The sequence below is a fragment of the [Actinomadura] parvosata subsp. kistnae genome (genome assembly GCF_900323885.1).
In the GTDB taxonomy this organism is placed as follows: domain Bacteria; phylum Actinomycetota; class Actinomycetes; order Streptosporangiales; family Streptosporangiaceae; genus Nonomuraea; species Nonomuraea composti.
The window spans coordinates 773,542-791,802 of sequence record NZ_OOHJ01000022.1 but is presented as its reverse complement, the minus strand read 5'-3'; the positions used below and the strand labels follow the sequence as shown (position 1 = coordinate 791,802).

At 73.2% G+C, this 18,261-nt stretch carries 15 protein-coding genes; 11 read left to right on the top strand and 4 right to left on the bottom strand.

The annotated features are described in order from the left end of the window. Positions 1-2 precede the first annotated feature (2 nt). The gene (locus KIS93_RS46350) at positions 3-332 is read right to left on the bottom strand and encodes a putative quinol monooxygenase (RefSeq protein ID WP_080041669.1); all 330 of its coding nucleotides are present in this window, start codon (positions 330-332) and stop codon (positions 3-5) included. A gap of 116 nt (positions 333-448) precedes the next feature. Between KIS93_RS46350 and KIS93_RS46345 the strand changes: the two genes are divergently transcribed. The 3 genes from KIS93_RS46345 to KIS93_RS46335 are packed head-to-tail and all read left to right on the top strand — an operon-like array spanning position 449 to position 1,934. Then, positions 449-1,192 (top strand): ABC transporter ATP-binding protein, encoded by a 744-nt coding sequence (locus KIS93_RS46345; RefSeq protein ID WP_080041668.1) that lies wholly within the window; start codon positions 449-451, stop codon positions 1,190-1,192. Positions 1,193-1,194: 2 nt separating this feature from the next. Further along, a complete protein-coding gene (locus KIS93_RS46340) occupies positions 1,195-1,341 on the top strand; it encodes a hypothetical protein (protein ID WP_155128312.1) in 147 nt (48 codons plus the stop codon). Then, positions 1,338-1,934: an NADPH-dependent FMN reductase gene (locus tag KIS93_RS46335; protein ID WP_080041667.1), complete on the top strand. Its 597-nt coding sequence runs from the start codon at positions 1,338-1,340 to the stop codon at positions 1,932-1,934. Before KIS93_RS46340 ends, KIS93_RS46335 begins: the two co-directional genes overlap by 4 nt. Here the strand turns inward: KIS93_RS46335 and KIS93_RS46330 are convergent. Beyond that, the gene (locus KIS93_RS46330) at positions 1,921-3,108 is read right to left on the bottom strand and encodes an MFS transporter (protein ID WP_080041666.1); all 1,188 of its coding nucleotides are present in this window, start codon (positions 3,106-3,108) and stop codon (positions 1,921-1,923) included. The two genes, KIS93_RS46335 and KIS93_RS46330, sit on opposite strands and share 14 nt — an antisense overlap. A gap of 97 nt (positions 3,109-3,205) precedes the next feature. Here KIS93_RS46330 and KIS93_RS46325 point away from each other — a divergent pair, with 97 nt between their 5' ends. The 3 genes from KIS93_RS46325 (at position 3,206) to KIS93_RS46315 (ending at position 8,526) form a co-directional block, all read left to right on the top strand. Next, the gene (locus KIS93_RS46325) at positions 3,206-3,781 is read left to right on the top strand and encodes a TetR/AcrR family transcriptional regulator (protein ID WP_080041665.1); all 576 of its coding nucleotides are present in this window, start codon (positions 3,206-3,208) and stop codon (positions 3,779-3,781) included. Between the two features lie 518 nt (positions 3,782-4,299). Beyond that, positions 4,300-7,194 carry a M36 family metallopeptidase gene (locus KIS93_RS46320; RefSeq protein ID WP_246005467.1) on the top strand — a complete coding sequence of 965 codons (2,895 nt, stop codon included), beginning with the start codon at positions 4,300-4,302 and terminating at the stop codon, positions 7,192-7,194. 114 nt (positions 7,195-7,308) lie between these two features. Continuing rightward, complete coding sequence (locus KIS93_RS46315; protein WP_080041662.1) at positions 7,309-8,526, top strand: amidohydrolase family protein; 1,218 nt, start codon at positions 7,309-7,311, stop codon at positions 8,524-8,526. A 66-nt stretch (positions 8,527-8,592) separates the two neighbouring features. Here the strand turns inward: KIS93_RS46315 and KIS93_RS46310 are convergent, their stop codons facing one another. Both KIS93_RS46310 and KIS93_RS46305 read right to left on the bottom strand, forming a co-directional pair. Then, on the bottom strand, positions 8,593-9,009 hold the full coding sequence (locus KIS93_RS46310; RefSeq protein ID WP_080041661.1) for a hypothetical protein: 417 nt from the start codon (positions 9,007-9,009) through the stop codon (positions 8,593-8,595). A 122-nt stretch (positions 9,010-9,131) separates the two neighbouring features. Continuing rightward, positions 9,132-10,451, bottom strand: coding sequence for a serine hydrolase domain-containing protein (locus tag KIS93_RS46305; RefSeq protein ID WP_080041660.1), 1,320 nt, complete (start codon positions 10,449-10,451; stop codon positions 9,132-9,134). Between the two features lie 226 nt (positions 10,452-10,677). Between KIS93_RS46305 and KIS93_RS46300 the strand changes: the two genes are divergently transcribed. The 5 genes from KIS93_RS46300 (at position 10,678) to KIS93_RS46280 (ending at position 18,199) form a co-directional block, all read left to right on the top strand. Next, a complete protein-coding gene (locus KIS93_RS46300; protein WP_080041659.1) occupies positions 10,678-11,403 on the top strand; it encodes a class I SAM-dependent methyltransferase in 726 nt (241 codons plus the stop codon). A 72-nt stretch (positions 11,404-11,475) separates the two neighbouring features. After that, on the top strand, positions 11,476-11,883 hold the full coding sequence (locus KIS93_RS46295; protein ID WP_186404822.1) for a YbaB/EbfC family nucleoid-associated protein: 408 nt from the start codon (positions 11,476-11,478) through the stop codon (positions 11,881-11,883). Positions 11,884-11,988: 105 nt separating this feature from the next. Then, entirely contained in the window at positions 11,989-14,151 is a 2,163-nt protein-coding gene (locus KIS93_RS46290; RefSeq protein WP_155128310.1) for a hypothetical protein, read from the top strand. Next, complete coding sequence (locus KIS93_RS46285) at positions 14,148-15,272, top strand: DUF58 domain-containing protein (protein ID WP_155128308.1); 1,125 nt, start codon at positions 14,148-14,150, stop codon at positions 15,270-15,272. The genes KIS93_RS46290 and KIS93_RS46285 overlap by 4 nt, the downstream gene beginning before the upstream one ends. 542 nt (positions 15,273-15,814) lie before the next feature. After that, the gene (locus KIS93_RS46280) at positions 15,815-18,199 is read left to right on the top strand and encodes a transglutaminase TgpA family protein (protein ID WP_155128306.1); all 2,385 of its coding nucleotides are present in this window, start codon (positions 15,815-15,817) and stop codon (positions 18,197-18,199) included. Positions 18,200-18,261: the final 62 nt, after the last annotated feature.

Here is an 18,261-nt window from a genome sequence, read left to right as displayed (position 1 = left end):
GGTCAGCCCTTCGGCACGGCCATCTCGCCCAGCTCGGACCAGTCGTCCTGGTCGAGGGTGGTGTTGACGATGCGCGGCGTCTCGGCGAGGTGCTGGGGCAGCTCCTGCTGGGCCTGCTTGAAGTGGGCCGACTGCACGTGCGCCGCGCCCGCCTCGCCGTCCCTGAACGCCTCCACGAGGACGTACTCGTTCGGGTCGTCGAGGCTGCGCGACCAGTCGAACCACAGGCAGCCGGGCTCGGCGCGGGTGGCCGCGGTGAAGGCGGCGGTGATCTCCGGCCAGCGGTCGGCGTGCTCGGGCAGGACGCGGAACTTCGCGGTAATGAAGATCATCTCAAAACGCTCCTTCGCTGGTCGGCGGCATGACGGATCGAGACTATCGGCCAATTCTCTAGTTATCCTGTAGGAAATGTTGACTTCATGCCCTGGGGGCTCGTACCTTCGTACGCATGGGCCTCCATCTCAGCCTCAGGAAGGTGAGCAAGACGTTCCACGGCGATCGGCCGCACACCGCGCTGTCCGAGCTCGACCTGGACGTGCGCGCGGGCGAGCTGCTCACCCTCGTCGGCCCCAGCGGTTGCGGCAAGTCCACCCTCTTCGCCCTCATCGCCGGCCTCACCGAGCCGACCACCGGCGAGATCCGCATCGGCGGCGCCCCCGTCACCGGCCCCGCGCTCGACCGGGGCGTGGTGGTGCAGCAGTACACGCTGTTCCCCTGGCGCACGGCGCTCGGCAACGTGGAGTTCGGACTGGAAGGCGACGCTGGGACGAAACGGGAGCGAGCGCGTGAACTACTCGCTCTTGTGGGGATGTCCGGATATGAGGAGTGTTATCCGCAGGAGCTGTCCGCCGGCCGGCGGGAGCTCGTGGCGCTGGCCCGCAGCCTCGCCTTCGCGCCGGGGGTGCTGCTCATGGACGAGCCGTTCGCGGGGCTGGACCGGCGCACGCGGGAGTGGGTGGGGGATGAGTTCGTACGAATCGTGAAGCGCACCGGCAGCACCGCCGTCCTCGCCACGCACGACGTCGGCGAGGCGGTGCGGGTCGGGCGGCGGGTCGCCGTGATGACCCCGGGGCCTGGACGGATCAAGGAGATCGTGGACGTGCGCGCCCGCGCGGGCAACCCGCGCCGGCACGTGGGACGGCTGCTGCGCGACGCGATCGCGGCGGCACGGGGACGAAAGGTGGCGGCCTGAGCATGATGGCTGAGTGGCGCGAGTACGAGGGTGACGTCCACTGGTACGACCTGCCCGACGACGAGGCCGAGGAGGACTGGGTGCCGGACGACACGGACGAGACGGTCGAGAGGCGCTGGGCGTGGGGCCGGCTGGGGGTGGCCCGATGAGCGTCGTCGCGCTGGTCGGCAACCCCAGGGAAGGCTCCAGGACGCTGACCGTGGCCGTCGAGGCCGCCCGCGCCGTCGGGCGGCGGCTGGAGCGGGCCGGTCACGGGTTCGGCCGGGGAGCCGATGGAGCGGAGCCGTACGAGGTGGTGGACCTGGCGGCGCTCGGGCCGCACCTGCTCGCGCCCGGCGCGTCCCCCCAGGTGGAGGTGGCGCTGGAGCTGGTGCGGGAGGCGAGCGTGCTGGTGGTGGCCAGCCCCACCTACAAGGGCACGTACACGGGGCTGCTCAAGGCGTTCCTCGACCGGCTGCCGCCGCAGGCGCTGGCGGGCAAGGCGGCGCTGCCGCTGCTCGTGATGGGGGACGCCAAGCACGCGCTGGCGGTGGAGGTGCACCTGCGCCCGCTGCTGGTGGAGCTGGGCGCCACCGTGCCCACCCCCGGCCTGGCCGTGCTGGAGTCCCAGCTCCCGAGCCTGGAGGAGGTCATCACCCCCTGGGCCGACCGCGTGGCCCCACAGGCAGCGGCCGGGGCCGGGCTCACCCGAGCGGCCGGTGGCGGGGGAGTGGCGGAGCCCGCCGTCGTCACCTCAGGTTAGGGTTCCGGCGGGCGGTCCAAACCGCCGCCCCGGCCAGGACGAGGAGGCCGCCCGCCGCCCACAGGTCGCCCCGGAGCGTGACGGCGTTCACGATCGTGCCGCCGGCCAGCGAGCCGAGCCCGATCGCGAGGTTGAACACCGCCACCCACAGCGCCGAGGCCGCCTCCACCGCCTGCGGCGCCGCCTTGATCATCCAGGTCTGCAGGCTGACCGACACCCCGCCGAACGCCAGCCCCCACCCGGCCAGCAGCACGATCCCCCCGACAGGCGTGCCGCCGGCGAGCGGGTAGAGCAGCACGATCAGGGCCAGGGCGGCGACGATGACGAGCACCGTCCGGTGCGGCCGGCGGGCCACCGCCGCGCCCGCCGCGAAGTTGCCCGCGATGCCCGCCAGCCCGAAGCCGAACAGCAGCGGCCCGACGAGCGCCGCGCCGATCCCGGACAGGTCCTGCAAGACGGGGCTGATGTAGGTGTAGGCCGCGAAGTGCCCGACCACGATGAGGAACGTGGCCACGATCCCGGCCCGCACGCCCGGGTTGCGGAGCTGGTCGGCGAGGTGGCGCAGCCCGACCGGCCGGGTGGCGGCCAGCGGCGGCAGGATCGCGAGCAGCCCGAGGAAGGCGACGAGCCCGAGCCCGCCGAGCGCCCCGAACGCCGCCCGCCAGCCGGCCAGCTCGCCGATCACGGTGCCGATGGGGACGCCGAGCACGTTCGCGGTGCCAACGCCGCCGAAGATGAGCGCGGTGGCGCGCGGCACGTGCGCCGGGGCGACGAGCCGCACGGCCAGCCCGCCGGCGATGGCCCAGAACCCGCCGATCGCCACGCCGACCACCGCGCGGGCGGCCAGCAGCAGCGGGTACGTCGGCGCGAGGGCGGAGCACAGCCCGGCGAGCGCGGTCAGCGCGACCAGCCCGATCAGCAGCAGCCGCCGGTCCATCCGCCCGGCCAGCACGGGCACCACGGGCGCCGCGACGGCGGCGATGAGGCTGGGCAGTGTCACCATCAGCCCCGCCGTGCCCTCCGAGACCGACAGCGCGCTGCCGACGGAGGTGAGCAGCCCGATGGGCAGCTGCTCGGCGGTCACCACCAGGAACGTCGCCACCGTCACCATGACCACCGCCGCCCAGCGGCTCCTGGGCGGCGCGTCCGGCTCCGTGGCACGGGTCGTCGTCATGAGGTCTCCTCACCAGCTATTTGGGAGCGATCGCTCCCGTACGGCGGCTCACCCTAATACGGGAGCGATCGCTCCACAACTGCGGTAGGGTGCTGGCATGGCACGGCCGAGGGAGTTCGACGAGCAGGACGTGGTGGCCAGGGCGACCGAGCTGTTCTGGCGGCGCGGCTACACCGCCACCTCCGTCCGTGACCTGGGCACCGAGCTGCGGCTCACCCAGAGCAGCCTCTATCGCACCTTCCACGACAAGCGCGGCCTCTTCCTGCGCGCCCTCGACCACTACCGGGCCACCGAGACCTCCCAGGCGGAAGAGCTGCTGGAGCGGGCGGGGCCGGTGCGCGAGGTCCTGCGCGAGTGGCTGATCTGCATGGTCGGCGACGAGGCCGGGCGCGGCTGCCTCGTCGTCAACACCGCCACCGAGCTCGGCGCCGACGACCCCGACATCCGGCGGCGCACCGAGGCGGCGTTCGACGTCACCAGGAAAGCGCTGGAAGCGGTGCTGCGGCGCGGCTGCCGCGACGGCGAGCTGCCCGCCGACCTCGACGTGGACGCCGCCGTGGACCTGCTCTTCACCACCGTGCTCGGCCTGCGCGTGCGCGAGCGCGCCGGTCACGACCCGGAGCGGCTGGCCGCCACCATCGACTTCGCCGTCCGCACGCTCGCCGCCCGCTGAAACGCCGCCGCATTCTGAAAGCAGGCGCTTGTTAATACGTGGCGCCGGAAAATCGGTGTCCTTTCTCATTCGTCATTCTTGAACTCGAATTCCGTGGACACCCCACCTCTTCTCCCCCATTTCCGGACGCATGATGTGCCGCTGGAGCTGTCCAGGGGCGGCGAGCCGGTATGGGACGACGCGGAGCTCCACCGGCGCGCCCGGCTGAGCGACCCCGAGGGTTACGCGCTGCTCGCGCTGGTGCCCGGCACGCTCCTGTGGCAGCGCGCCCGGGTGCTGCTGGAGACGCTCGCCGCGGGCGATCGTCACGTTCGTGCTGGAGCACCCCGACGCGGACGCGCTCATCGCGGTGCGCCGCCCGGCGCTGACCGACCTCTTCGAGCACGCCCTCGGCCACTTATCTTCGGCTTATACGCTGATATTTCCGGTTTTACAAGATCTTGTCAGCCTTAGAAACCGGTGTTACCTCTTGCGAGATGCGCGAAACCTGCGCATCCCTGGCACGCAGGAGGGAAAACGTGTCGACCACGTCCTGGTTACGCAGCACGCTCATCGTCACCGCGCTCACAGCGTCGGTCCTGCCCCTCGCGGGGGCCGCCCGGGGCGAACCCGGCGGGCAGGCCCCCGAGCTCCACGACTTCCAGGCGGAAAATTCCGGCAAGCCGGATGTGGACAACCGGCAGGGCCGGGTGCCGCCCCCGGCCGGCCTGCGCCTCGCCGGCTCCGCCGGCAAGATCCGCTGGAACGCTCTCGGCACCCCGGCCGCCATCGTCGGCGCCGAACCGCTCGCCGAGGGCCTGGGCAGCGACCCCGTCCAGGCGGCGCGCGCCTATCTCAAGGACAACCAGGCCGTCTTCGGGCTGACGGCCGAGGCCGTGGACGCGCTGGAGACGGTCGCGGTCAACCCGATCGGCGCGGGCGCCGCCGTGCTGCTGCGGCAGCGCTTCGGCGACCTGCCGGCCGGCGTGGACGGTCTCGTCGCCATCGGCGTGTCCGGCGGCCAGGTCAGGCACGTCACCTCCTCCCTGTCACGCTCCACCGAGGCGCCGCCCGCCGCCCGCATCACCGCGCAGCAGGCCATGGAGGTCGCGGCCAGGGACGGCGGCATCGACCTCGCCTCGGCGATCACCAAGCAGGCCACGCCGGTGGCGGTACCCGCGCCGGACGGCGTGCACAGCGCGTACCAGGTGGTGCTGATCGGCGGGGCTCAGGGCGCCGAGGCGGGCTACACCACGCAGGTGGACGCGGTCACCGGCGCCGTCATCACCCGCGAGAACCTGGTCGACCACGACTTCGACCCGGACAACCCGCGCTGGGCGGCCTTCCCGTCCAACCCGTCCGGCGACTACTCCGCCGAGGACACCCGCCAGATCTGGTGCCAGGCGCCCGCCGCCGGCTGTGACTACGTGATCGGCGGCGACCCGGCGGCCGGCAAGCCGTGGGACGTCGACCACGTGACGAACGAGCCCACGTTCACCAGCTTCGGCAACGCGGCCAGGACCTTCGAGAACCGGGCCAGCGGCGACCCGTTCACGGTCGGCACCCGCTCGAACGTGCTCACGCCGAGCAGGAACTACGTCTACCCGTGGAAGAACACCTGGCACGAGGTCAAGTGCGACCCGGCCGTGTTCGACCAGCCGGGCGAGGCCGACCTCGAAGCCGCCATCGCCAACCTGAACGCGATGCACAACCGCATGCACGACTGGTCGTACCGCCTCGGCTTCACCGAGACCGCCTGGAACATGCAGGCCGACAACGGCGGGCGCGGCGGCCTCGGCAACGACCCCGAGCAGGGCAACGCCCAGGCCGGGGCGCGGGTGCTGTCCGTCCGCGACAACGCCAACCAGATCACCGGCCCCGACGGGGTGGCGCCGATCACGAACATGTACCTGTGGCAGCCGATCGCCGGGGCGTTCTACTCGCCCTGCGTGGACGGCGACTACGACATGTCGGTCATCGGGCACGAGTACACGCACGCCATCTCCGGCCGCATGATCGGCGGGCCGAACGCCGGCTGGAGCGGCGCCCAGGCCGGGGCCATGAACGAGAGCACCTCCGATTTGTTCTCCATGGAGCAGCTCTTCGAGTACGGCACCCGCCCGGCGGGCGACACCCCGTACGTGACGGGCGGCTACGTCACCGGGGACCGGTCGCGCGGCATCAGGAACTACGACATGTCGAAGTCGCCGCTCAACTACAGCGACCTCGGCTACGACATCGTCGGCACGCAGGTGCACGCCGACGGCGAGATCTGGTCGGCCACGCAGTTCGACGTGCGGGCGGGCTTCGTCAAGCGGTACGGCCAGGGCACGGCCAGGCTGCAGCGCTCGTGCGCCGAGGGGAAGACGCCCGTGGACAAGTGCCCGGGCAACCGGCGCTGGGCGCAGCTCTCGTTCGACGCGCTGCTGCTGATGGCCTCGGGCGCGGTCGACTACGTCGATCACCGTGACGCGCTGCTGGCCGCCGACGCGATCCGCTTCGGCGGCGCGAACCAGGACATCATGTGGCGCGCGTTCGCCGAGCACGGCCTCGGCGAGGGCGCGACGAGCAACGGGCCCGGCGACGCCGACCCGGTGCCGAGCTTCGTCAACCCGGCGGGCCGGAACGGCTCCCTGCAGCTCAAGCCGCTGGGCGAGGCGAAGGGCGCGGCGCTGCGGCTGTACGTGGGCGACTACGAGGGCCGCGCCGTCCCGGTCGCCGACACCGACCCGGCGACCGAGCTCGGCGACACGGTCGAGATGACCCCCGGCCTGTACGACTTCCTCGTCGTGGGCGCCGGCTTCGGCCACAAGCGGCTGAAGTACGCGGTCGTCCCCGGCGTGCGGCTGCCGCTCCCGCTGGCCCTGCCGCGCAATCACGCCTCGGCGGCGAACGGCGCGACCGCGACGGGCGACGGCGTCAACCAGGCACGGCTGATCGACGAGACCGAGGCCACGAACTGGGCCTCCCGTACGGGCGCGCCGGCCGGCAAGTCGGTCGTCGTGGACCTCGCGGGCGACGAACCGGTCAAGATCCGCAGGGTGCAGGTGAGCGCCATGCTGCGGCCCGGCGCCGACGCGGCCGACCCGGGCACGCAGAACCGCTTCTCCAGCCTGCGCTCGTTCGAGGTGCTGGCCTGCAGCGCGAACTGCGCGGACCCGGCGAGCTTCACGAAGATCTACACCAGCAGGGCGGACGCGTTCGACACCACGCTGCCCCGGCCCCGGGGCGCCGACATGCTGATCAAGTCGTTCGACGTGCGCGCCACCAGCGCCACGCACCTGATGCTGCGGGCGCTGACCACGCAGTGCACCGGCAACCCGCGCTACGCCGGCGAGCAGGACAACGACCCGAACTCGGCGACGGACTGCGCGACGGCCAGCCCGGCCAGGGAACACGTCAGGGCGGCGGAGTTCCAGGCGTTCTCCCACTGATCCACCTTTGGGGGCCGCCGCCCGGCGCGGGCGGCGGCCCCTCCCTGTAGTTTGATGTCGTACTATTCGGTCTAAAGCTAGTTTGACGTCAAACTACTCCACTTGGGGAGAACCATGCGTACCTTGATCCGGAACGTCCGCGTCTTCGACGGCGAGCGGACCGTGCCCGGCGCCGACGTGCTGATCGACGGCGACCGCATCGCCGAACCCGGAGACGTGGAAGCGGACGTGGAGGTGGACGGCGCCGGCAGGACCCTGCTGCCCGGCCTCATCGACGCCCACACGCACGCCTTCGACGGCGACCTGGCCGAAGCGCTCAGATTCGGCGTCACCACGGAGCTGGACCTGAACAACCTGCCGCCCATCCTCGCCGCCCAGCGCCGCCTGGCCGCCGAGCGCGACGACGTCGCGGACCTGCGCGGCTCCGGCATGATCGCCACCGCGCCCGGCGGGCACCCCACCCAGATCATGACCCCCGACCTGCTGCGCGCCCTCGGCAGCGACACGGGGCTCGACACGGTCGCCGACGCCGGGCAGGCGAAGGCGTTCGTCGAGGCCCGGCTCGCGGAGGGCGCCGACTACCTGAAGATCGCCGTCGATGACGGCTCCGCGTCCGGCCTGAGCCTGCCCGTCCTCAGCCCCGAGCTCGCCGCCGTCCTGGTGGAGGCCGGGCACGCCGCCGGCCTCAAGGTCATCGCCCACACCGTGACCGCCAGGGAGGCGCTGATCGCGCTCGACGCCGGGGTGGACGGGCTGGCGCACCTCTACTCCGACGTGCCGGCGGAGGCGGCCGAGGAGACCGCGGCGAGGATCGCCTCGTACGGGGCGTTCGTCGTCAGCACGATCGTCTACATCGAGGCGGTCACCGGCGGCACCGGCGGCGGCGAGCTGCTGCGCGACCCGCGGATCGCCGCGCGGATGTCGGACCGCTCGAAGGCCACCTTCCATCAGAATCCCGGCGGTCCGGAGCTCGGCGACATCCCCATGCACCCGGCCGGGGTGGTCAACGCCGCGCACGCCGCGGCCGCGCTGCTGCGGGCCGGCGTGCCGGTGCTGGCGGGCACGGACGCGACCTCGTTCGGGCCCGTGCACGGGGCGGCCTTCCACCGCGAGCTGCTGCTCCTGACGGAGGCGGGCCTCACGCCCGAGCAGGCGCTGGCCGCCGCGACCAGCGTCACCGCGCGCTGCTTCGGGCTCGCCGACCGGGGCCGGATCGCGCCCGGCCTGCGCGCCGACCTGCTGCTCGTGGACGGCGACCCGACCACCGACATCACCGCCACCCGCGCCATCGCCGGCGTGTGGCGGGCCGGCGTGCGCCAGGGCGAGCGGTGAGCACGGACGTCCGGGCATGAGAACGGGGCTGAGGCCCCCACCGCCTCAGCCCCGCCCCACCTCTGATCAGTAGATGCGGTACTTCTTGCCGCAGTTGTCGAACTTCCCGGCCCAGCAGGTGAAGGTGTAGACCTTCTTGATCCCCTTGCCGCTCCAGGCGCCGACGACCTCGCCGTCCCACGACTTGTTGAACTTGTGCCACGAGCCGTTCTGGTAGTACTCGAACCACACCCAGCCCTTCTTGCCGCCGGGACGGTCCACGCCGTACCACTTCGTGAACACCTTGCCGTGCGAGGCCCACGTCTTGCCATAGGTGTAGGCCTTGCGGTCGCTGGAGAAGAACTTGCCCCATTTGACGACCGTGACCGTGCTCGCAGCGGTGGTGGTGGCGGGCGTGGCGGCCTGGGCGGCGGCCGGGCTGAGCGCCAGGCCGGTGACGGCCATCGAGCCGGCCAGAGCGGCGATCGCGAGGGTCTTACGCATGATCGGGTTTCCTCCCCCATGTCGGTGCTGCCGGGGTTCGTTCCGGCAGCAGGGACATTACGGAGACCTCAAGCGATCATCTGTGCAGGAATCCACACACCGGAGGTGATCAGGACCACACCTCAGCGCCGCACCGGCACCCGGTCCACGGCGAACGGGACGTACGGCGGCAGCGCCACCCTGGCGTCGGCCGTCGCCGCGGCGCTCTCGCCGCAGGCCGCCAGCAGGAAGTACGCGCCGCTGGCGTAGTCGATCGGGTGCAGGACGATGGCGCCGTTCTCGTCGATGGACTGGTACTTGGCGCGGTTGACCCCGATGGAGACCTGGCGGGTGCCGTCCTCGCTGGTCATCGAGTCCGTGCCCATGCCGAAGACGCTGCCGCTGTGCCCCCAGAACCGGCCGCAGGGCAGGTCGAAGTAGTAGAGGCCGAGGCCGTAGTTCAGCACGCCGCCCGCCAGCACCGGCACCGTCCTCTTCATCTCGGCCAGCTCGGCCGGGCCGATCAGCTCGCCGCGCAGCAGCGCCCGGTAGAAGCGGTTGAGGTCGTCCACCGTGGAGACGATCGAGCCCGCCGTCGTGATCCACGTCGGGCTGTAGACGCTGTAGTCGCGGGGCGGGTCGATGTAGCCGTACAACGACTCGTACGCCTTGGAGTGCGGGCCGGGGATGTGCGGCGTGCGCGGGAACGACGTGTGCCGCAGCCCCGCCCGGCGGATGACGTTGCGGGTGATGTACTCCTCCGCGTTCGTGCCCGTCACTCTCTCCAGGAGCAGGCCGGCGATCAGGTAGTTCGTGTTGGAGTAGATGCCCGGCGTGGCGCCGGGCTCGCCCGTGGGCGCGGCGTCGAGGGCGAGCCGGACCAGCTCCTCGCGGGTGAAGACGCGGAAGCGGTTGTCGTCGATGCTCTGCGGCGACGGCTGCGCCAGCGACGGGAACGCCGGCAGCACGTGGTCGGCGATGTGGCTCGTGTGGTTGAGCAACATCCGTACGGTGATCTTCTGGCCGCGCTCGCCCGGCACCACGTCCGGCAGGTAGCGGCCGATCGGGGCGTCCAGCTCGACGGCGCCGCGGGCGACCTGCTGGAGCACGGCCACCGAGGTGAACGTCTTGGTGATGCTGCCGACCCGGTGCAGCATGCCGGGCTTGACGGGGCGGCCCGTGGCGACGTCCGCGACGCCGGAGGCGCCCTGCCAGGTCTGGGCGCCGGCGCGTACCTCGGAGTAGATGCCGTACATGCCGGCCTCGCGCACGGCGTCCAGCGCCTGCCGCAGCGCCCGCCGGTCGAGCCCGTCACCCGCGCCGGCCGCCCGGCCTCCTAAGGATGGGGTGCCGGCCTGCGCGGGCGACACGCCTCCGAGCAGAGGGCCGAGCAGGGCGGCGAGCGCCAGCGCGGCGAACGCGCGGCGGCGAGAAGTTTTCTTTCCGGACACTCGTCTCTTCATGCCGCCAGCATCCTCGACCGGGGCCGCTCCGGGGCAGTCGCGGGTGTCACCCACTCCGCATGACAGGAGTCATCCGCCGTGCGGCTCGGCAGGCGGCGATTGCCGGACGGCGGCCAGGAGGAGGAGACCCCGCCTGACGGGCACGTCGTCCTGCGGGAGAGCACCCCGCCACGGGGGTGATTTATTGCGATGCGGGCCGCCGTCCCCGTCCTGAATGATCACTGGCATGGACTTCGAGCACCTGATCGCCGAGGCATGGGCCACCCCGTTCGAGGGCTGGGACTTCTCCCACCTGCGCGGCCGCGTCACCTACGACGGCACGCTGCCCTGGGACTACGAGCGCCTGGCCCGCGAGCGCCTGCCCACCGCCGCCGCCCTCCTCGACCTGGGCACGGGCGGTGGCGAGCTGCTGTCGTCCCTGACCCCGCTGCCCCCGCGCACGGCGGCCACCGAGGGCCACCCGCCGAACCTGCCGATCGCCCGCGCCCGCCTGGAACCCCTGGGGGTCGAGGTCGCCGCCGACCCGCGTGCCTTCCCCGGCGCCTCCTTCGACCTCGTCCTCAACCGCCACTCGCCCTACGACCCGGCCGAGCTGCGCCGCCTGCTCGCCCCGGGCGGCACGTACCTCACGCAGCAGGTGGCGGGCCGCGACCTGGAGGAGATCAACACCGCCCTCGGCGGCCCCCCGCACCCGCACCGTGACTGGGACCTCGCCCGCGCGAGCGCCGACCTCGGCCTGGAGATCGTGTGGAGCGAGGAGGGGACCTTCACCACTGTCTTCCACGACGTGGGCGCGCTCGTGCTGTTCCTGCGGGCCGTGGCGTGGCAGGTGCCGGGCTTCGAGCCGGCCGCGTACGAGGACCGGCTGCGCGCGATCCACGACGACGTGACCCGCGGCCGCCCTTTCAAGGCCACCGCCCGCCGCTTCGCCCTGCTGGCCGTCGCCCCATAGCGGCATGCTTCGAATTTTTCCGAAATGACAGCATCAACCCGTACGCTCCCGGCAACAGCGACAGGAGGTTCGGTGAGCGACTTCTACCCCGAGGACCTGGAACGGATCACGGCGCGGGCCGAGGAGATGCTGGTCCACGTCGAGCGGCTCAAGGGCGAGATCGACGTCGTCGTCGGCCGCGGCGAGGCCGCCGACGGGCAGGTGCGCGTGACGGCCGCCGCGTCCGGGCGGCTCATGGACGTCACGCTCGCGCCGCGTGCCCTGCGCCTGGACGCGCAGAAGCTGGCCGAGGCCGTGCTGCGGGCCGCCCAGGAGGCGCACGACGACGCCGCCCGCCAGGTGGACACCATCATGGCGGGCCCCGGCACCCGGCAGGACGACCTCGACGACGAGCGGTTCGCCGGGCTGATGGAGGCGTTCGAGGCGTCCATGGACGAGCAGCTCCAGGCTCTCGAAGAGCGGCACCGGCACGCGCCCTGAGCCGGACATTTCGCGGTTTTTTGAAGAACGGCCGGGACCGCCGCGGCGCGCCCTAATGTCGTCCGCGGACACGTATGCGCACGCATTTTCCGGGGATGTGAATCGGTGGCCCTTCGGTGGCGGAGCGCGGCGGCACGGCGGGCGACGGGGATCGTCGCGGGGGTGCTGGTCGCCGCGCTGGTGGGAGTCGGGCTGTTCCTGGGCACGGGCGTCTCCAGCGCCCGCCCCAAGCTCTCCGACGTCGGCGCCTGGCTGGCCAGCGCCCTCAACGGCGAGGTCGTGCATGCCAACGGCCTGTCCGGGCAGGTGGACGCCCGGGTGGACCTGGCCTCCGCCGGCGGGCAGGAGCTCAAGGTGGTCCAGGACGGCGACACCGTGCTGGTCATGGACGAGTCCACCGGCAAGGTCAGCCGCATCGACCCCACCCAGCTGGAGGTCGCCCAGACAGGCTCGCTCGGCGCCGGCGGCATGCAGATCGTGATGGGGGCCGGCAAGGCGTACGGGATCGACCCGCGCGCCGGCACCGTGCAGCAGCTCGACCCGCTCACCGTGGACACGATCGGCGCGCCCATCGCGCTGAAGCCGCCGCTCGGCGCGGCCGGCATCGACAAGAACGGCACGCTGTGGGTGCCGGTGCCCGAGGAGGGCACGCTCGTCCAGGTCAACGGCGCCCAGCAGGGCAAGGCCGTCACCGTCGGCGAGCCGGGCGACCCGCTCACGCTGACGATGGCGAGCGGCGTCCCCCTCGTCACCAACTCCGCCGCCGCCTCCGCCCTCGTCATCGGCGCCACCGGCACCCGCCTCCAGGTCAGCCTGCCGAGCACGGTGACGGACGCCGGCCGCGCCGGCCTGCTCGTCCCCGCCGTCGCCGAGAGCCAGGTGGTGCCGATGCTGGCGCCCAAGCAGCACGCGCTCGTCCTCGTCGACACCGGCACCGGCGCGCTGACCACCGTGTCGGTGAAGGGCGGCAAGCTCGGCGCGCCGCAGGCGCTCGGGCGGCGCGTCTACATCGCCGACGAGAGCACGGGCAAGCTCATCGTGTACGACACGGTGGCCAAGCAGTTCGAGGCCGACAAGGTCGTCACCGGCAAGGCCGGGCCGCTGGAGGTGTTCGTCAAGGACGGGCTGCTCTGGGTCAACGACCAGTTCAGCGAGACCGCCCTGGTCATCGAGCAGGACGGCAGGGGGCACCGGGTCGGCAAGTACGACGAGGCCGTGGGCCAGAAGGACTCGCCCACACCCCTGCCGATCCCCACCTATACGCCGACCGTGGTGCAGCCGACGATCGTGCCCACCAAGGGCAGGCAACCGACGGGGACGCCGACGTCCGTACCGACGCGGACCAAGACCCCGAGGCCGACGGTGACCGTCACCGCCACCCCCACGCCCACCCCCACACCGACGCCCACGCGCTCGGAAACCCCGACCCCCACCCCGACGCCTCCGAAGCCCGAGCCGCCCGCGTCCGTCACCGCCAAGTCCGGGCCCGGCTACATGGAGATCGTCTTCACGCCGTCGGGGCAGAGCGAGGGCGTCACCGGCTACACGCTCAAGGGCGCGCCCGGTGGGGCCGACGTCACCCCGTCCCGCGTCGACCGCGACGGCCCCTACCAGTTCAAGGTCACCGGCGGGAGCTGCGGGCAGGAGTACACGTTCCAGGTCGCCGCCCAGTACGACGGCGGCGAGGTGCCCTCCGCCTCCACCATCCCCGTCCGCCCCTGCGTCGCCCCCGGCCGGCCCGCGAGCTTCACCGCCAAGGGCAAGAACCACGGCGCCGACCTGACCTGGTCCGCCCCGGACAACGCCCAGAACGGCGTCACGTACCTCCTCGAAGGCCCCGGCACCCACCCGGCCCAGCCGGACGGCACCAGCGCCGAGGTGACCGGGCTCAAGAACGGCCAGTCGTACACGTGGACCCTGCGCGCCAAGAACGAGGCCGGCGAGAGCCAGGACCGCGCCGAGGCCACCGCCGACCTGCGCCCGCCGCCCGCCCAGTTCCAGAACGCCAACAACGGCGACACCAACACCATCATCCGCCCGGGGCCCAGCCCCAGCGGGGAGGCAGGCAAGATCCCGAAAGACCAGTACATCACCGTGACCGTGCTCTGCCAGCAGAAGGGCGCCGCCTACACCGACACCTACAACGGCCAGAGCAGCGACGTCTGGAACAAGGTCGAGACCCAGTACGGCAACGGCTGGATCAACGACGTCATGATGGCCACCCCGAAGGGGGGCTTCCCGGCGGCCCCGCTCTGGGAATGCGAATGATCACCAGGTCCGGGTGGGGGCTCGCGGTCGCCTCCGTGCTCGTCTACGCCGCCGGCGCGCCGTTCGGATACACCCAGTCGGCGGTCCTCGCCGCCGCCGGGCTCGCCGCCGTCGGCGCCGGCGCACTGTGGACGCTGCGCGGCGCCCGGCTGGAGGTGCGGCGCGAGGTCACCCCCATGAAGGTGACCCGCGGCGAGCCCGCCGTGGCCATCCTGCACGTACGCAACACCGGCCGGTGGCGGCACTCCGGCCTCGTCGCCCGCGACACCTGCCGCGACACCACCGTCACCGTCGACGTGCCCGCGCTCGCCCGGCACACCGCGCGCACCGTCTCCTACCGGCTGCCCACCCGCCGCCGCGGCCCCACCCCCGTGGGGCCGCTGCTGCTCGACCGCGCCGACCCGTTCGGGCTCGCCCGGCGCTCCCTCGCCTACGGCCGCACCGACCTCCTCCTCGTACGGCCCCGCACCGTCCCCCTCACCCCGCTCCACTCCGGCCGCCGCCGCCACCTCGACGGCCTCGCCTCCCGCTCCGCGCCCGCCGGGGCCAGCAGCTTCAACGGGCTGCGCGAATACGTCATCGGCGACGAACTCCGGCACGTGCACTGGCGCTCGACCGCGCGCACCGGCGTCCTCATGGTGAAGGAACTCACCGACGTCAACCTCCCCGACACCGTCACCGTCCTCGACACCCGGCCGTCGTCCTACGAAGGGGACGACGAGTTCGAGCTCGCCGTGGACGTCGTGGCCTCCGCCGCCTGCGCCGTCACCCGCGACCGCTTCCCCGTGCGGGTCCTCACGGGGGAAGGCGAGATCGCCCACGCCACCGGAGGCCCCGGAGAGGACGAGGACGTCCTCGACCGGCTCGCCACCGTGAACCGCTCCGCCACCGCCGAACCACCACTGCACGCGTTGCGGCGGGTGCGCGGCGGTGGCGCGCTCGTACTCGTCAGCGGCTCCTTCACGGCCCTGGCCGACGCTGCGGCGGTGCGGCGACGCTTCGACCAGGTGGTGTTCGTACGGGTGGGGGACGCGGGGGAGGGGCCGGTGCCGCGGGCGGCGGGGGTGACGGTGGTCGAGGTGGGCGATCTGGCCGACCTGGCGGCATCATGGCCACACTGACCCCACCCCCCGCCGGCCCGTCACCGGCTGGCCGACGCACCGGCGGTCCGGCGAGCGGTGCCGCGTCGCTGGGCGGCTCGCCGCTCGCCGGGGCACGGCACGCCGGTTCGGGCCCCGACGGCTTCGCCTCCGACGGCTCGCCGCTCACCAACCCGCTCCACGCGCGCTCAGCCGCCGCCGGCTCGGCGCCCGCGGCAGCGCCCGGTGCGGGCTCCTTCGCCGGAACGGTTCGGAGCGCGGCCGGGGATGCGGCGTCCGGAGGCGTCGCACCCCATGGCGCCACGTCGGGAGGCGTCGCATCCCATGGCGCCACGTCGGGAGGCGTCGCATCCCATGGCGCCACGTCGGGAGGCGTCGCATCCCATGGCGCCACGTCGGGAGGCGTCGCATCCCATGGCGCCACGTCGGGAGGCGTCGCATCCCATGGCGCCACGTCGGGAGGCGTCGCGTCCGGCAGCGGCGCGTCTCAAGGTGCCGCATCCGCAAGCGGCGGGTCCGGGCGGGGTGGGCCGAGGGGGCGGTCGGGGGGTGAGGTGCCGTCCGTGCTTCCGGTCGAGTCGCCCGTGCGGCGGTTGGTGGCCGTTGGCGTTGTGGTGTTGTTGGGGGCGGCGGCCGGGCTGGCGTTCGATGGGGTGTTCGCCCTGGAGGCGTTGTGGCCGGTCGTGGCGGTGGCGGCCGGAGGGCCCGGGGTGGTGGCGTTGCTGCTCGCCGGGAGGGTGCCGCTCTGGGGGGCGATCCCCGTCAGCGTGCTGGCGTGGTTGACGGCGGTGTCGGCGACGCTGTTCAGGGCGGAGGCGTGGCTGGGGTTCGTGCCGAGCCCGGCCGCCGTGCGGGCCGCGCTGGTCGGCGTGCGGGACGCGGGCGGGCAGCTGCTGACCACGATCCTGCCCGCCGCCCCGGACAGCACGGCCGTCGTGCTGGTCAGCTTCCTGGTCTGGGCCGCCACCACGGCGGGGGCGGAGCTGGCGCTCAGGTCGAGGGCGGTGCTGCTGCCCGCGCTCGCCGCGCTGCCGGTGCTGGCCGTCGCGATCGTGTTCGGCGTCGTGGGGGCGGGCAGCGCGGTGCCGTACGCGGCGGTGTTCGCCGGGCTGGTGCTGCTGCTGGCGCTGGTGCGGTCGGGCCGGTCGCCCGGGTCGTTCGCGGCCGGGGTGCCGATGCTGGCCGTCCTGGTGCTGGTGGGTGTGCTCGCAGGGCCGGTGCTGCCCGTGGCCGGTCGTCCGTACGATGTGCGCGAGCTGGTGGAGCAGCCGCCGCCGCGCCCGATGAGCGGCGTGAGCGCGCTCGACCAGGTGTCGGCCTGGCTGCAGAACCCGCAGCGCGAGCTGTTCACGGTCAGCACCACGTCGGAGGCGAACCTGCGGCTGGCCGTCCTCGACACGTTCGACGGGGTGAGCTGGACGTCGAGCGCCGGATTCGTACCTACGGGCGGCCGGGTGCCGGAGGCGGCGGGGGAGCGTGACACCCCCGGACAGCAGGACCCGGCCGATGAGCGGCGGGACATCGTCGAGCAGCGGTTCACGCTGCAGAAGCTGCCCGGGCCGTGGTTGCCCGCCGCCGACCGGCCCGTGCGAGCGACCGGGCCCGGACTCGTCGTCGATCCGGCCACGGGCGCGCTGGCCGGCGCGCGGGCGCGTGAAGGGATGACGTACCAGGTGACGTCGGGGATCCGCCGGTACACGGCCGAGGAGCTGCGCGACGCGACCCCCGCCGCCGACCCCGCCGCGCTGCGGCTGCCCGATGGGCCCGACGGGCGTACGCCGCCGCAGCGTGCCCGCCTGCGCGATCTCGCCCGCCGCGCCACGGCCGGGGCGCGCAACCCGGCGCAGCAGGCCGCCCGGCTGGCCGCGTTCCTGCGCAAGCTCGCCGTGAACGACGTCAACGCGCCGCCCGGACACGGGTACCGCAGCATCGAGTTCTTCCTGACGGAGTCGAAGCGGGGGACGACCGAGCAGTTCGCGGCGTCGTTCGCGCTGCTGGCCCGCTCGATCGGCCTGCCGACCCGCATCGTCGTCGGCTTCCGCCCCGGCGACCCGATCGCCGCCGCACCCAAGGGCCCGACCGGCGCTGCGATCAGCGGCGCCACCAGCGGGGCGGCCCACGGGCCTGCCGACGGTCTGGCGGGGGATGCGGCTGGCGGTGCCGCTGGTGGTGCTGCCGACGCTCCGGCTGGCGCTGTGGCCGGCGCTCGCGGTGGTGCAGGCATCGCGGTGGCCGATGGTGCTGCCAGTGCTGTGGCCGACGGTGGGGTGCGGCAGGTGCGGGGCGGGGATGTGCTGGCTTGGGCTGAGGTCGCGTTCGATGGGATCGGGTGGGTGCCGTTCTATCCGACGCCGTCCCGTACGCGGGCCGGCGAGGGTGGGGACGTGGCCGAGGGGGCGCCGAAGCAGGCCAGGGAGATCGAGCAGGCGATCAACAGCGACTCCTCCGAGCCCAAGCCGGCCAAGACGCCCACCGGCCGGTCCACCCCGACCCCACAGCCGCGGCCTGGCTCCGGGGGGCTGATGCTTCTGTGGCTGGTCGTGCCGGCTGCTCTGGTGGTGTTCTACCTGCTCGCGGTCGGAGTGGTGCCGGTGGTGAGGCGGGTTCGGGCGCGGCGGGCCGCGTCGCCCGGCGCGCGCGTGGCGGGGGCGTGGCGACAGACCGTGGCGCGGCTGCGCCGGGCGGGGGTCGCGGTGTCGTCCGGGGCGTTGACCGCGCGGGAGGTGGCGTCCCGGGCGGAGGCGGAGCTGGGGCCTGAGGCGCGGGAGCCGCTGACGGTGCTCGCCGACCTCGCAAACCTCACCACGTTCGGCGCCGCACCCGTCGACCAGGCCGACGCGGACCTCGCCTGGCGGCAGCACGCCGCCGTGGACGCGCTGGTCAGGCGGCGGGTGCCGGTGACGCGCCGACTAGTACGGAGGTTGTCGCCGCTGTCCCTGCTCCGGTGACCGGCCCTGCTCCGGTGGCCAGCCTTGCTCCGGTGATCGGCCCTGCTCCGGTGGCCAGCCTT